The 12,337-nt window shown below is 59.2% G+C and carries 13 protein-coding genes and 2 tRNA genes; 11 read left to right on the forward strand and 4 right to left on the reverse strand.

The window, feature by feature from the left end; translation table 11 throughout:
- Positions 1-86 precede the first annotated feature (86 nt).
- The 4 genes from NHH88_14765 to NHH88_14780 form a co-directional block, all read right to left on the reverse strand.
- The gene (locus NHH88_14765; protein USX16979.1) at positions 87-953 is read right to left on the reverse strand and encodes an IS3 family transposase; all 867 of its coding nucleotides are present in this window, start codon (positions 951-953) and stop codon (positions 87-89) included.
- Positions 950-1,309 carry a transposase gene (locus NHH88_14770; GenBank protein USX16980.1) on the reverse strand — a complete coding sequence of 120 codons (360 nt, stop codon included), beginning with the start codon at positions 1,307-1,309 and terminating at the stop codon, positions 950-952. Before NHH88_14770 ends, NHH88_14765 begins: the two co-directional genes overlap by 4 nt.
- 81 nt (positions 1,310-1,390) lie before the next feature.
- Positions 1,391-2,032: a CatA-like O-acetyltransferase gene (locus tag NHH88_14775; GenBank protein ID USX16981.1), complete on the reverse strand. Its 642-nt coding sequence runs from the start codon at positions 2,030-2,032 to the stop codon at positions 1,391-1,393.
- 18 nt (positions 2,033-2,050) lie between these two features.
- Complete coding sequence (locus NHH88_14780; protein ID USX16982.1) at positions 2,051-3,004, reverse strand: cation diffusion facilitator family transporter; 954 nt, start codon at positions 3,002-3,004, stop codon at positions 2,051-2,053.
- 140 nt (positions 3,005-3,144) lie between these two features.
- On the opposite strand from NHH88_14780, the gene NHH88_14785 reads away from it, so the two are divergent.
- From NHH88_14785 to NHH88_14835, 11 genes are all read left to right on the forward strand, one after another.
- A tRNA-Val gene (locus NHH88_14785) sits at positions 3,145-3,221 on the forward strand.
- A gap of 89 nt (positions 3,222-3,310) precedes the next feature.
- A tRNA-Val gene (locus NHH88_14790) sits at positions 3,311-3,387 on the forward strand.
- Between the two features lie 199 nt (positions 3,388-3,586).
- On the forward strand, positions 3,587-5,494 hold the full coding sequence (gene thrS, locus NHH88_14795; GenBank protein ID USX16983.1) for a threonine--tRNA ligase: 1,908 nt from the start codon (positions 3,587-3,589) through the stop codon (positions 5,492-5,494).
- Between the two features lie 90 nt (positions 5,495-5,584).
- Positions 5,585-6,055, forward strand: coding sequence for a translation initiation factor IF-3 (gene infC / locus NHH88_14800; protein USX16984.1), 471 nt, complete (start codon positions 5,585-5,587; stop codon positions 6,053-6,055).
- Between the two features lie 264 nt (positions 6,056-6,319).
- Positions 6,320-6,517, forward strand: coding sequence for a 50S ribosomal protein L35 (gene rpmI, locus NHH88_14805; protein ID USX16985.1), 198 nt, complete (start codon positions 6,320-6,322; stop codon positions 6,515-6,517).
- 26 nt (positions 6,518-6,543) lie between these two features.
- Complete coding sequence (gene rplT / locus NHH88_14810) at positions 6,544-6,903, forward strand: 50S ribosomal protein L20 (GenBank protein USX16986.1); 360 nt, start codon at positions 6,544-6,546, stop codon at positions 6,901-6,903.
- A 98-nt stretch (positions 6,904-7,001) separates the two neighbouring features.
- Complete coding sequence (gene pheS / locus NHH88_14815; protein USX16987.1) at positions 7,002-8,021, forward strand: phenylalanine--tRNA ligase subunit alpha; 1,020 nt, start codon at positions 7,002-7,004, stop codon at positions 8,019-8,021.
- A 70-nt stretch (positions 8,022-8,091) separates the two neighbouring features.
- Complete coding sequence (gene pheT, locus NHH88_14820) at positions 8,092-10,518, forward strand: phenylalanine--tRNA ligase subunit beta (protein ID USX16988.1); 2,427 nt, start codon at positions 8,092-8,094, stop codon at positions 10,516-10,518.
- A gap of 173 nt (positions 10,519-10,691) precedes the next feature.
- Positions 10,692-11,039 (forward strand): integration host factor subunit alpha, encoded by a 348-nt coding sequence (locus tag NHH88_14825; protein ID USX16989.1) that lies wholly within the window; start codon positions 10,692-10,694, stop codon positions 11,037-11,039.
- A gap of 13 nt (positions 11,040-11,052) precedes the next feature.
- On the forward strand, positions 11,053-11,460 hold the full coding sequence (locus NHH88_14830) for a MerR family transcriptional regulator (protein USX16990.1): 408 nt from the start codon (positions 11,053-11,055) through the stop codon (positions 11,458-11,460).
- A gap of 147 nt (positions 11,461-11,607) precedes the next feature.
- Positions 11,608-12,240 carry a response regulator transcription factor gene (locus tag NHH88_14835; GenBank protein USX16991.1) on the forward strand — a complete coding sequence of 211 codons (633 nt, stop codon included), beginning with the start codon at positions 11,608-11,610 and terminating at the stop codon, positions 12,238-12,240.
- The last annotated feature ends 97 nt before the right edge of the window (positions 12,241-12,337 follow it).

Below are 12,337 nucleotides of genomic sequence, written 5' to 3' on the forward strand. Positions count from 1 at the left end.
CGGACACGGACGCAGCCGTGCCAGCACATTACTGCTGGCTTCGTGTCCGAATGTCGGACCTGAGGTGTTCCGGGTTTCGCGGACAGTTAATGAAGCACACGAAACTGCGCTTCAAAGGATGCAGGCGTTTGATAGCCCAAGGTCTGATGCAAGCGCATCCGATTGTAGTACACCTCGATGTAATCGCGAACCACGCCCAGGGCCTCGGCTCTCGTTGAAAAGAGTTGCCTATGCATGGTTTCGTTTTTCAGGTTTGAAAAGAAGCTTTCCGCCACGGCATTGTCCCAACAATTGCCTTTGCGACTCATGCTCGGCAGCGCCCCGTGTTTGGCTAGCAGGTTGCGGTAGTCGGCGCAGCCGTACACGGAGCCTTGGTCGCTGTGGAAGATGATCCCGGGCGCAGGTCGCCGGTGTTCCATCGCCATGGACAACGCCGCCATCGGTAACGTGGCCGCCTGCCTGGTGTCCGTCGACCAGCCCACCACCCGGCGTGCGAACAAGTCCAGTACCACGGCCAGATGCAAGAATCCCTCTTTAGTGCGCAGCACTGTCATATCGCCGACCCACACCTGGTTCGGAGCGCCGACCTGAAAGGCGCGCTTGACCAAGTCCGGCGCTGGTGGCAGCACCCGTTCTTTCGCCTTGCTGGCGCGAAAACGCTTGGCGCGGGTAGTTTGTATGCCCTCCAGCTTTCTCAGCCTGGCCACGCGGTGTTTTCCACAACAGATGCCTGCGCTATTGAGCAGGCGCCACGTTTTCAATATCCCGGGTGCCGAGCGGTGGCGCATATGGATCTTGACGATCTCTTGGCGCATGGCCAGATCTTCCCGGCTTCGCAGGCTCGGCGGTGCCGTCTTGAAGGCGTAGTAGCCGCTGCGGCCCACGTCGAGCGCCAGACACAGCGCTTTGACTGAAAACTCGCTTCGATGCTCGTCGATGACGGCGTACTTCACTTCTTGAGGCGAGTTAAGTACGCATCTAACTTTTTTAGGATGGCCAGCTCCTGTTCGGCCTTGGCCAGTTGGCGACGCAGTTGCTCGACCTCGCTCAATTCACTGACCGCAGGACGACCTGGCGAGCGCAATTGGCCGCCAGCTGGCTGCTCTTCGAGCTGCTTGGCCCATTTGTAGAGCTGATTACGACGCAAACCAAGCTCCAACGCCAAGGCCGTCGCGCTCTGCTTGTCATCATGTAGCCGGGAGATCGCAGCGCGCTTGAATTCATCCGTAAACACGGCCCGCTGCTTCGGCACCGGCTCCGCCGATGTCGGAATGATCTCTCGTTTGGAAGGTGACTGTTTCTTTTCCATGAATATCCTCTCAGGACGTATTGTCCTCTATTTGGATGTCCATGAAACCCGGGCTATCTCAACCTGACCCCCGCATTCGGGTTATTTCTGGATGATCCTGGCCACGCGGGCGGCGATGGTTTCGGCCAGCAAATGGATGTGGTAGCCGTCGACAAAGCCATGGTGCGCCTGCACCGAGAAGGGCACCGTCATGTTGCCACTGTCGGCGTCGCCGAACTTGCCCCAAGCCAGCGAGGGGATGTCGTAGCCGCCGTGCCGGTAGATCGGGTGCTCGATCGACGTTAATTTGAACCACGGCATGCAGGTGATGTGGACGTTGTTCTTTTGCTCGCGCTCTGACTGTTCCTTGGCGGAGTTGATCATCTCGGTGCTGGCCTCGGCGACGGCCTTCGCTTCCAGGCTGCGGGCGACAAATTCCTTCAAATCCGTCGACATGGCGAAACACGCGAAGTTGAGATTCTTGTCCTTGTTGAGCACGGTGTACGACGCCCAGAACTCTTCAATCTTGATCACTTCGCCGTCGTTGATCCGGTACATGAAATTGTCGATCTCCTTGACCGAATTCAGTATGCAGTACAGGAAGAAGTGGAACGGCGGCAGCTTGTGCTCCTTGCAGTAGGGCCGGAAGTCGGGCAAGGGCATCTCGAAGCTGACGTTGACGAGCGGCTTTTCAAACGCGGCAAACAGGTTGTACCGATCGCGGCGCTTTTCAAAATTGTGCATGGTGTTCCAAGGCTGTTGTTAAAGGGATGCTTGCGGCGCGACTTCGGCCTGCAAGGTGATGTGGTCGATGCCGTGCTTGTCGAGCAGCATGGCCTTGATCGCGTGCAGGATGTCGGGCCAGCGCTCAAGGTCGACGATCTCGACGTGGCCGATCAGCGCCGGCTCGCCCGGCGACATGTCCCACACGTGCAGGTCGTGCACCGAGCAGACGCCGTCAATTTTTTCCAGGTCGGCGCCCACTTTAAGATAGTCGATCGGCTCGGGCACGCCGCCCATCAGGAAGTGGTAGGACTCGCGCAGCACGCCGACGGTCGATTTTAAAATCAGCAGGGCGACGAAGATCGATAGCAGCGGGTCGATCATCATCCAGCCGGTGTAATAGATGACGGCGCCGGCGACCAATGCGGCCACCGAGCCCAGCAAGTCGCCCATGACGTTGACCAGCGCGGCGCGCGTATTCATGTTGCTGTCGCCGCGTGACAACATATAGGCGAGCACGATGTTGATCACAAGGCCGATGGTGGCGACGATGAACACTGTCGCGCCGTGCACCTGCTCCGGATGCGAAAAGCGTTGCGCGGCTTCGAACACGATCCAGCCGACCAGCAACAAAAGCACCAGGCTGTTGACGAACGCGGCCAACGCCTCGGCGCGGCCGAAGCCAAATGAGTGGCGCGCCGACGGCGGCCGTTTGGCGATCAGCTGCGCCAGCAAGGCCAGGCCCAGCGCGGCGGCGTCCGTGACCATGTGGCCGGCGTCGGAAATCAGTGCCAGCGAGTTGGACATGAAGCCGGTGATCACCTCGACCACGGCGAAGCCCAGGGTCAACGCGAGCGACCACGCCAGCACCGATTGGCTGCGCTGCACGGTGAAGTGTGCGTGCTTGGCGTCGCCGTCACGGTGTTCGTGCAGGTGGGCGGAAGGCGAGGGTTGAGCCTGCGCGCTAGCGTTGATGCGGGTTTCAGCTTGCATGGGTTCTATCGGTGATGACAATAAACCACAGTTTAAAGGATGCCGCCCGGCGCGTCTTGCGCAGTCATAGTGCGTTTTGTAAATGTTTCCTATGAATACCCTTGTCTTTCTCCGAATCGCTCTCTATAATGCTGGTCTTCGGGCGGTTAGTTCAGCTGGTTAGAATACTTGGTCGACATCCAAGGGGTCGCAGATTCGAATTCTGCACCGCCCACCAGATTACGTAATACGGTAGTAAATGCGAGCAGTAAGGCGCAGTAAAAAGCGGTAAAATAGCAGCACAGTAGCAAAGTTAAGAAGTACCTCGGGCGGTTAGTTCAGCTGGTTAGAATACTTGGTCGACATCCAAGGGGTCGCAGATTCGAATTCTGCACCGCCCACCAGAACATATGTAAGAGCGAGAAAGGCAATCCGGTTATGACACCGCGAACTACTACCAAGCTTTGGGAGTGACGCTAGTCGATCGGGATTCTTTTGCTCAAAAAAAGAGAAAACGCGGCTAGCCCGCGTTTTTTTTCGTCCGCGTTTTTATTATCAAATTCCGCTGTAACTACACCGGCCTCGCGCCAACAGGAGATCACTATGCTTTCAGTCCGCCTTCCAGATGGTTCTGCCCGTGAATTCGACGGCCCAGTCACCGTGGCTCAAGTGGCGACCAGCATTGCCACCAGCCTGGGCAAGGCCGCGCTGGCCGGCAAGGTCGATGGCAAAGTGGTGGATACCTCTTTCCTGATCGAGAAAGATTCCGATCTGGCCATCATCACCGACAAAGACCCGGAAGGCCTCGACGTGATCCGTCACTCGACCGCCCACTTGCTGGCCTACGCCGTCAAGGAATTGTTCCCGGACGCGCAAGTGACCATCGGCCCGGTCATCGAAAACGGCTTCTATTACGACTTCTCGTACAAGCGTCCGTTCACGCCCGACGATCTGGTCGCGATCGAAAAGAAGATGACCGAGCTGGCCAAGAAGGACGAACCGGTCACCCGCAAGGTGCTGCCGCGTGACGATGCCGTGGCCTATTTCAAATCGATCGGCGAAGACTACAAAGCCGAGATCATCTCGTCGATTCCGGCCGACCAGGACGTGTCGCTGTACTCGGAAGGCAAGTTCACCGACTTGTGCCGTGGCCCGCACGTGCCGTCGACCGGCAAGCTGAAAGTGTTCAAGCTGATGAAGCTGGCCGGCGCCTACTGGCGCGGCGACAGCAAGAACGAAATGCTGCAGCGTGTCTACGGCACCGCCTGGACCAAGAAGGAAGACCAGGAGCAGTACCTGTTCCAGTTGGAAGAGGCGGAAAAGCGCGACCACAGGAAGCTGGGCAAGCAGCTCGACTTCTTCCACTTCCAGGACGAGGCGCCGGGCCTGGTGTTCTGGCATCCGAAGGGCTGGACCATCTGGCAACAGGTTGAGCAGTACATGCGCAACAAGTACCAGGTTAACGGCTACCAGGAAGTGAAGGCGCCGCAGATCCTGGACTCCAGCCTGTGGGGCAAGACCGGCCACTGGGACAACTATCGCGAAAACATGTTCGTGACGGAATCGGAAAACCGTTCCTACGCGCTCAAGCCGATGAACTGCCCGGGCCACGTGCAGATCTTCAACAGCAACATGCGCAGCTACCGCGACCTGCCGCTGCGCTACGGCGAATTTGGCCAATGCCACCGCAATGAGCCGTCCGGCGCGCTGCACGGCATCATGCGGGTGCGCGGCTTTACGCAGGATGACGGCCACATCTTCTGTACCGAAGAGCAGATCGAGCCGGAAGTGGTGTCGTTCCACACGCAGGCGATGGAAGTTTACAAAGACTTCGATTTCCACAACATCGACGTCAAGCTGGCGCTGCGTCCGGATAACCGCATCGGCACCGACGAAGTCTGGGACGAGGCCGAGGACGCGCTGCGTTCGGGCCTGCGCGCCTGCGGCGTGACCTGGACCGAGTTGCCGGGCGAGGGCGCGTTCTACGGTCCGAAGATCGAATACCACCTGAAGGATTCGCTGGGCCGCCCATGGCAGGTCGGCACGATGCAGGTCGATTTCTTCATGCCGGAGCGCCTGGGCGCGGAATATGTCGCCGCCGACAACACCCGCCAGGTGCCGGTCATGCTGCACCGTGCGATCGTCGGCTCGATGGAGCGTTTCATCGGCATCCTGATCGAGAACTACGCCGGCGCCTTGCCGACCTGGCTTGCTCCGGTGCAAGTTTCGGTGCTGAACATCTCCGACGCGCAGGCCGATTATGTGAACCAAGTCACGGAAAAGCTGCGCCGCAGCGGGTTCCGCGTGCAGAGCGATTTGCGCAACGAGAAAATAACCTATAAAATACGTGAACATTCCGTCCAAAAACTGCCTTACATCATTGTAATCGGCGATAAAGAGCGGGATGCCAACACCGTGGCCGTGCGGGCACGGGGCAATGTCGATCTGGGCGTCATGTCCGTCGATGCCCTGATCGAGCGACTCCAGCAAGACGTCGCCAATAAAGCCTGATCGCACTGGCCTTACCATTAGATTTTAAAAGGAATCACCATAGCTACTGACAAGTCGCATCGCATCAACGGCGAAATCACTGCCCCTGAAATGCGTTTAAGTGGGGTCGAGAACGAGCCGCTCGGTATCGTCACTTTGGCCGAAGCCTTCCGCCTGGCGGAAGAGGCCAATGTCGACCTGGTCGAGATCGCGCCAACGGCGGTACCGCCGGTTTGCCGTTTGATGGACTACGGCAAATTCAAGTATTCGGAGCAGAAGAAGGCTCACGAAGCTAAATTGAAACAGAAAATCATCGCCGTGAAGGAAGTCAAATTCCGTCCGGGTACCGATGACGGTGACTACAATATCAAGCTGCGTAACCTCATCAAGTTCCTTGATGAAGGCGACAAAACCAAGATCACGCTGCGTTTCCGCGGTCGTGAGATGGCGCACCAGGATATTGGCTTCCGCATGCTGGAACGTCTGAAAGCCGATCTGGAGCCGTACGGCCAGGTCGAGCAGTTCCCGAAAATGGAAGGCCGCCAGATGATCATGGTGCTGTCTCCTAAGAAGAAAAAGTAACACCCAGACCCGCACTGCGATCAGTCGCGGGGTCGTACCCTTTGGGGTACGACCCCTCCGGTCTGTGGGTTAAAAAGGGGCGCCGTCAAGGCGCCCTTTTTATTTGGTGCGCAATCGCCCCAGATGGTCTATAATTGCCGGCTGTTGTAAATGTAGTGGACTCGCATCTGCTGCAAAAACAAGTGAAAGCAGGCATCTAAGTGTGACGTCGTGTCACCACCTGCAATCCTGTTTGATATGGAGCTACCCTGAGGGTAGATTGCTATGCCAAAAATGAAAACCAAAAGCTCCGCGAAGAAACGTTTTCGCGTGCGTCCAGGTGGTACTGTTAAGAGTGGTCACGCGTTCAAACGCCACATTCTGACCAAGAAAACCACCAAGTCGAAGCGCCAATTGCGCGGTATCACGAATGTCGATGCGGCTGACGTGAAATCCGTCCTGCGCATGATGCCATCCGCTTAATCTCACACTCAATTTAAGGAGTTACTATGCCTAGAGTAAAACGTGGGGTTACAGCTCGTGCCCGTCATAAAAAAGTCTTAAACCTGGCCAAAGGTTACCGTGGTCGTCGCAGCAAGGTTTACCGTGTTGCCAAGCAAGCAGTTATGCGCGCTGGCCAATACGCCTACCGCGACCGTCGTAACAAGAAGCGCGTCTTCCGCCGCCTGTGGATCGCTCGTATCAACGCCGCTTCCCGTGAGCATGGCGTGACGTACAGCGTCTTCATGAACGGTCTGAAAAAAGCTTCGATCGAACTGGACCGTAAGGTTCTGGCCGATATGGCAGTGATGGACAAGCCGGCCTTCGCCGCGATTGTCAACGCTGTGAAAGCAAAAATCGCTGCGTAAGCATTGATTGTTGATCGCCTTGCCCTCGGGCAGGGTGGTGAGAACGGGGCAAAGGTCTAGACCTGTGCCCCGTTTTTGATTGAGGATAAGAAAAACGCATGGACTCCCTGGAACAACTCGTCGCCTCAGCAGTGCAGGATTTCACGGTCGCGCAAGATGACGCCGCCGCGCTGGAAAATGCCAAAGCCAAATATCTGGGCAAGACCGGCCAGATCACCGAATTGATGAAGGGTCTGGGCAAGCTCGACCCCGAGGCACGCAAGGCGCAGGGCGCCCTGATCAACGCGGCCAAGGGCCAGATCGAAGCGGCCTTGACGGCCCGGCGCGACGCGCTGGCCGACGCCCAGATGCAAACCCGTTTGAACGCCGAGGCCATCGATGTCTCGCTGCCTGGCCGCGGACGCGCCGGCGGCGGTTTGCATCCGGTCATGCGCACCTGGGAACGTGTGGAGGAAATCTTCCGCTCGATCGGTTTCGACGTGGCCGACGGCCCCGAGATCGAAAACGACTGGACCAACTTTACCGCCTTGAACAGCCCGGAGAACCATCCGGCCCGTTCGATGCAGGATACTTTCTACATCGAAGGCAACGACAGCGAAGGCAAGCCGCTGCTGCTGCGCACGCACACCAGCCCGATGCAGGTGCGTTACGCCCGCAGCCACACGCCGCCGATCAAGGTGATCGCGCCGGGCCGCACCTACCGCGTCGACAGCGACGCCACGCACTCGCCGATGTTCCACCAGGTCGAGGGCCTGTGGATCGCCGAGAACATCAGCTTCGCCGACCTCAAGGGCGTGTACCTGAACTTCGTCAAGGCCTTCTTCGAGACCGACGATTTGCAGGTACGCTTCCGTCCGTCGTATTTCCCGTTCACCGAACCGTCGGCCGAGATCGATATCGCCTTCGGCTCCGGACCGCTGAAGGGCCGCTGGCTGGAAATTTCCGGCTCGGGCCAGGTGCATCCGTCGGTGGTGCGCAACTTCGGCCTGGACCCGGAAAAGTACATCGGCTTCGCGTTCGGCTCCGGCCTCGAGCGCCTGACGATGCTGCGCTACGGCGTCAGCGACTTGCGCCTGTTCTACGAAGGCGACCTGCGCTTCCTGAAGCAGTTCAACTAAGAACAAACACGGGCGGTCGAGCGCGGCCATTGGCATGCGCTCCCGCTGGACACTCTTTGAAGGCTTGATTATGCAATTCTCCGAAAACTGGCTCCGTACCATGGTCGATCCGAAGATGACTTCGGACGAACTGGCCCATCTGCTGACGATGTCCGGCCTGGAAGTGGAAGAAGTCGAAGCGGTCGCGCCGCCGTTCTCCAATGTCGTCGTCGGACTGGTGCGCGACATGGCCAAGCATCCGAACGCGGACCGCCTCAACGTCTGTCAGGTCGATGTCGGCACCGGCACCTTGCTCAACATCGTCTGCGGCGCGCCGAACGTGCGCCCGGGCCTGAAGGTCGTGTGCGCCATGGCCGGCGCCGTGCTGCCGCCGGGCGCCGACGGCAAGCCGTTTGAAATCAAGGTTGGCCAGCTGCGCGGCGTCGAGTCGCAGGGCATGCTGTGCTCGGCCAAGGAACTGAAATTGTCGGAAGAGGGCAGCGGCCTGCTGGAACTGCCGGACGATGCGCCGGTCGGCAAGAACTTCCGCGACTACTACGCGCTGAACGACCTCAAGTTCACCATCAAGCTGACCCCGAACAAGGCGGACTGCCTGTCGGTGCTGGGCGTGGCGCGCGAAGTGTCGGCGCTGACGGGCGTCGCGCTGCACGCGCCGCAGTTCCGCAACGCCGCCGTCAACAGCGACGAAGTGCTGCCGGTGAAAATCTCGGCGCCGGACCTGTGCGGCCGTTTCTCCGGCCGCGTGATCCGCAACCTCAACGCCAAGGCCGCCACGCCGGACTGGATGAAGCAGCGCCTCGAGCGCAGCGGCCAGCGCTCGGTGTCGGCGCTGGTGGACATCTCCAACTACGTCATGCTGGAACTGGGCCGTCCGAGCCACGTGTTCGACCTGGCCAAGATCCACGGCGGCCTCGACGTCCGCTGGGGCAAGGCCGGCGAAACCCTGAAGCTGTTGAACGGTAACACCGTCAACATCGACGAATGGGTCGGCGTGATCGCCGACGACAAGGAAATCGAATCGCTGGCCGGCATCATGGGTGGCGACGCCACCGCCGTCTCGCTGGAGACCGAGTCGATCTACCTGGAAGCGGCGTTCTGGTGGCCGAACGCCATCCAGGGCCGCGCCCGCAAATACAACTTCTCGACCGACGCGGCGCACCGCTTCGAGCGCGGCGTCGACTACGCGACCACGGTCGAGCACATCGAGCGCATCACCTCGCTGCTGATCGAAATCTGCGGCACGGCGGCGACCAAGGTCGGTCCGGTCGACGACCAGATCGTCAACATCCCGCAACGCGAACCGGTGAAAATGCGTACCGCCCGCGCGCAAAAAGTCATCGGCGTGGCGCTGGACGACAAGGTCGTGGCCGATATCTTCACCCGCCTGGCGTTGCCGTTCACCTCGGAGGACGGAGTCTTCGCCGTGACCTCGCCAAGTTACCGCTTCGACATCGAAATCGAGGAAGATTTGATCGAGGAAGTCGCGCGCGTCTACGGCTTCGAGAACATCCCGACCGTGGCCCCGGTGGCCGCCAACACGATGATCATCGCGCCGGAAAACACCCGTTCGCTGTTCGCCGTGCGCCACCAGTTGGCCGACCTGGGCTTCCAGGAAGTGGTCAACATGAGCTTTGTGGAAGCGGCCTGGGAGCAGGACTTCGGCGGCAACACCAATCCGATCAAGCTGCAGAACCCGATCGCCAGCCAGATGAGCGTGATGCGCTCGACCCTGGTCGGCAGCCTGGTCGCCAACGTGCGCTACAACCTCAACCGCAAGACCAACCGCGTGCGGGTGTTCGAAGTCGGCGCCATCTACCAGCGCGACGACAGCGTGCCGGACGGTCCGCTGACGGTGGCCGGCTACAACCAGCCAAAGCGCGTCGCCGCGATCGCCTACGGCACCGTGGCGGACGAGCAATGGGGCCAGGATAGCCGCGCGGTCGACTTCTTCGACCTGAAGGCGGACCTCGAGCACCTGTTCGCGCCGCTGCAGCTGCGCTTCGTCAAGGCCGAACATCCGGCCTTGCACCCGGGCCGCTCGGCGCAGGTGCTGCTGGACGGAAAGGTGATCGGCTTCATCGGCGAGCTGCATCCGCGCTGGATGCAGAAGTACGAGCTGCCGCAGGCGCCGGTCGTGTTCGAGGTGGATGCAATTGCACTGCAGCAACGATCCGTGCCAGAATATGCCGAGATTTCCAAGTTCCCAGGCGCCACGCGCGATCTGGCCGTCGTCGTCAAGCAAGACGTGCCGGCGCAGGATTTGTTGGACGCGTTTAATGCTGCCGTGCAAGCAAGTCCACAAGGAAAGATCGTGCAAGCCATTGTTTTGTTTGATGAATATCGTGGAAAAGGTTTGGAGCAGGACGAGAAATCGCTTGCTTTCCGCTTTAGCTTGCAAGATACTCAAAACACGCTGCAGGACGATGTTGTCGAGGTCATCATGGCTGCGGCAGGCGATGCGGCCAAGCAAAAACACGGCGCCCGCTTGCGCACGTAATGTGCCGATAAGGCCATCGCCACGCGGTTCCGTTTTCTTTTTTTGATCATTCGGGAGTCCGGCAAAAGGCCGGACTCATTCGTTCTTTGATAAGGCAGGGCAGGAAAATTAATAACAACGACGTTGATTCCGCCGTACTCCAATCCGCATTGGCTGCCGATTTGCATCGCGCCATGCAGGTCGCCAAGGTACGCCAGGATGCGGAAAAAGATTTGCCCACGCTGACCAAGGCGGAGCTGGCCGAACTGCTGTTCGAACAGGTCGGTCTGAACAAGCGCGAGGCCAAGGACATGGTGGAGACCTTCTTCGACGAGATCCGCAACGCGCTCGAGCGTGGCGAAGCCGTCAAGCTGTCCGGGTTCGGCAACTTCCAGTTGCGCGACAAGCCGCAGCGTCCGGGGCGCAATCCCAAGACCGGCGAGGAAATCCCGATCACGGCGCGCCGCGTCGTGACCTTCCATGCGAGTCAAAAACTCAAGGGCATGGTCGAAGAGACCAATCCGATGGCGCGTGCCGCCTGAGTGGGAGTGAGTGATGAACGATCGTCTCGCCAAGTCCGAACTGGTCGTCCTGCCGCCGATACCGGCCAAGCGCTACTTCACCATCGGTGAGGTCAGCGAGCTGTGCGGCGTCAAGCCGCATGTGCTGCGTTACTGGGAGCAGGAATTCACCCAGCTCAAGCCCGTCAAACGGCGCGGCAACCGCCGCTATTACCAGCACCACGAAGTGCTGTTGATACGCCGCATCCGCGAGCTGTTGTACGAGCAAGGCTTCACCATCAGCGGGGCGCGCAATAAACTGGACAGCCGTGCTGTCGATGGCGCGGCGGCGGAGTATGATGGCGGTTTCGGCGAAGAGGCTAAAGCGGTTCCCGCTCCGTTGGACCGGGAACTGATACGCAGCGAACTGCTTTCCATCCTCAGTCTGCTCCAGCAAGACTAGCGCGCACACCACTGCGCGGAGCGTGGCAAGAAGCTAATTCCTGATATACTTTCAATATTATTCAATTATCAGCGACGCTGATATACACGGTGGCGTGAAGTCCGACGTGCCCGAGCGGGCGCGAGCCGGACAAGACGAGGGGAAACAATGATACGCGTTGCCATTTGTGACGACCATCAGATAGTAAGAGCAGGATTTAAACAGATTTTTTCGGCGTCGGACGATTTCGACGTGGTCGCGGAAGCCGGTACGGGGCGTGAAGCGCTCGATATTGCTCGCCGCGAGATTTGCGACGTGTTGCTGCTCGATATCGCCATGCCCGACCAGAGCGGCATCGATACCTTGCGCACGATACGCCAGGGGCAGCCCGATCTGCCGGTGCTGATTCTGTCCGGGTATCCGGCACAGCAGTACGCACTGAACTTGTTCAAAATGGGCGCCAACGGCTATTTGAACAAGGAATGCGAGGCCGACGAGCTGATCACCGCCGTGCGCACCGTGTATCAGGGCCGTCGCTATGTCAGCTCGACCGTCGGCGAATTGCTGGCGCAAAGCTTCGACCGCGACCCCAACACGGCGCTGCACACCGAGTTGTCCGACCGCGAGTTCCAGGTTTTCCTGCGGCTGGCGCGCGGCGCGACGGTGTCCGATATCGGCGTGGCGTTGTCATTAAGCATCAAAACCGTCAGCACCTACCGCACCCGCATCATGGAAAAGATGGGGATGCAGTCGAACAGCGATTTAACATATTACGCAATGAAAAATAACTTGCTGGACTGAAATCTTTCAAGCCGGTCTCGTCCTGAGACCACTTGCTTAATGGATACAGTTGCGCACTCTTGGGGTGCGCCGCTGCTGCATCTATTTCCCTAACGGA

It is taken from the genome of Oxalobacteraceae bacterium OTU3CAMAD1 (assembly GCA_024123915.1).
Classification (GTDB): domain Bacteria; phylum Pseudomonadota; class Gammaproteobacteria; order Burkholderiales; family Burkholderiaceae_D; genus Rugamonas.

Bases quoted from the DNA above. Each gene is read 5' to 3' on its own strand.
- NHH88_14770 (USX16980.1), bottom strand. From the start codon at position 1,309: ATGGAAAAGAAACAGTCACCTTCCAAACGAGAGATCATTCCGACATCG.
- NHH88_14775 (USX16981.1), bottom strand. From the start codon at position 2,032: ATGCACAATTTTGAAAAGCGCCGCGATCGGTACAACCTGTTTGCCGCG.
- NHH88_14780 (USX16982.1), bottom strand. From the start codon at position 3,004: ATGCAAGCTGAAACCCGCATCAACGCTAGCGCGCAGGCTCAACCCTCG.
- thrS (USX16983.1), top strand. From the start codon at position 3,587: ATGCTTTCAGTCCGCCTTCCAGATGGTTCTGCCCGTGAATTCGACGGC.
- infC (USX16984.1), top strand. From the start codon at position 5,585: ATGCGTTTAAGTGGGGTCGAGAACGAGCCGCTCGGTATCGTCACTTTG.
- rpmI (USX16985.1), top strand. From the start codon at position 6,320: ATGCCAAAAATGAAAACCAAAAGCTCCGCGAAGAAACGTTTTCGCGTG.
- rplT (USX16986.1), top strand. From the start codon at position 6,544: ATGCCTAGAGTAAAACGTGGGGTTACAGCTCGTGCCCGTCATAAAAAA.
- pheS (USX16987.1), top strand. From the start codon at position 7,002: ATGGACTCCCTGGAACAACTCGTCGCCTCAGCAGTGCAGGATTTCACG.
- pheT (USX16988.1), top strand. From the start codon at position 8,092: ATGCAATTCTCCGAAAACTGGCTCCGTACCATGGTCGATCCGAAGATG.
- NHH88_14825 (USX16989.1), top strand. From the start codon at position 10,692: ATGCAGGTCGCCAAGGTACGCCAGGATGCGGAAAAAGATTTGCCCACG.
- NHH88_14830 (USX16990.1), top strand. From the start codon at position 11,053: ATGAACGATCGTCTCGCCAAGTCCGAACTGGTCGTCCTGCCGCCGATA.
- NHH88_14835 (USX16991.1), top strand. From the start codon at position 11,608: ATGATACGCGTTGCCATTTGTGACGACCATCAGATAGTAAGAGCAGGA.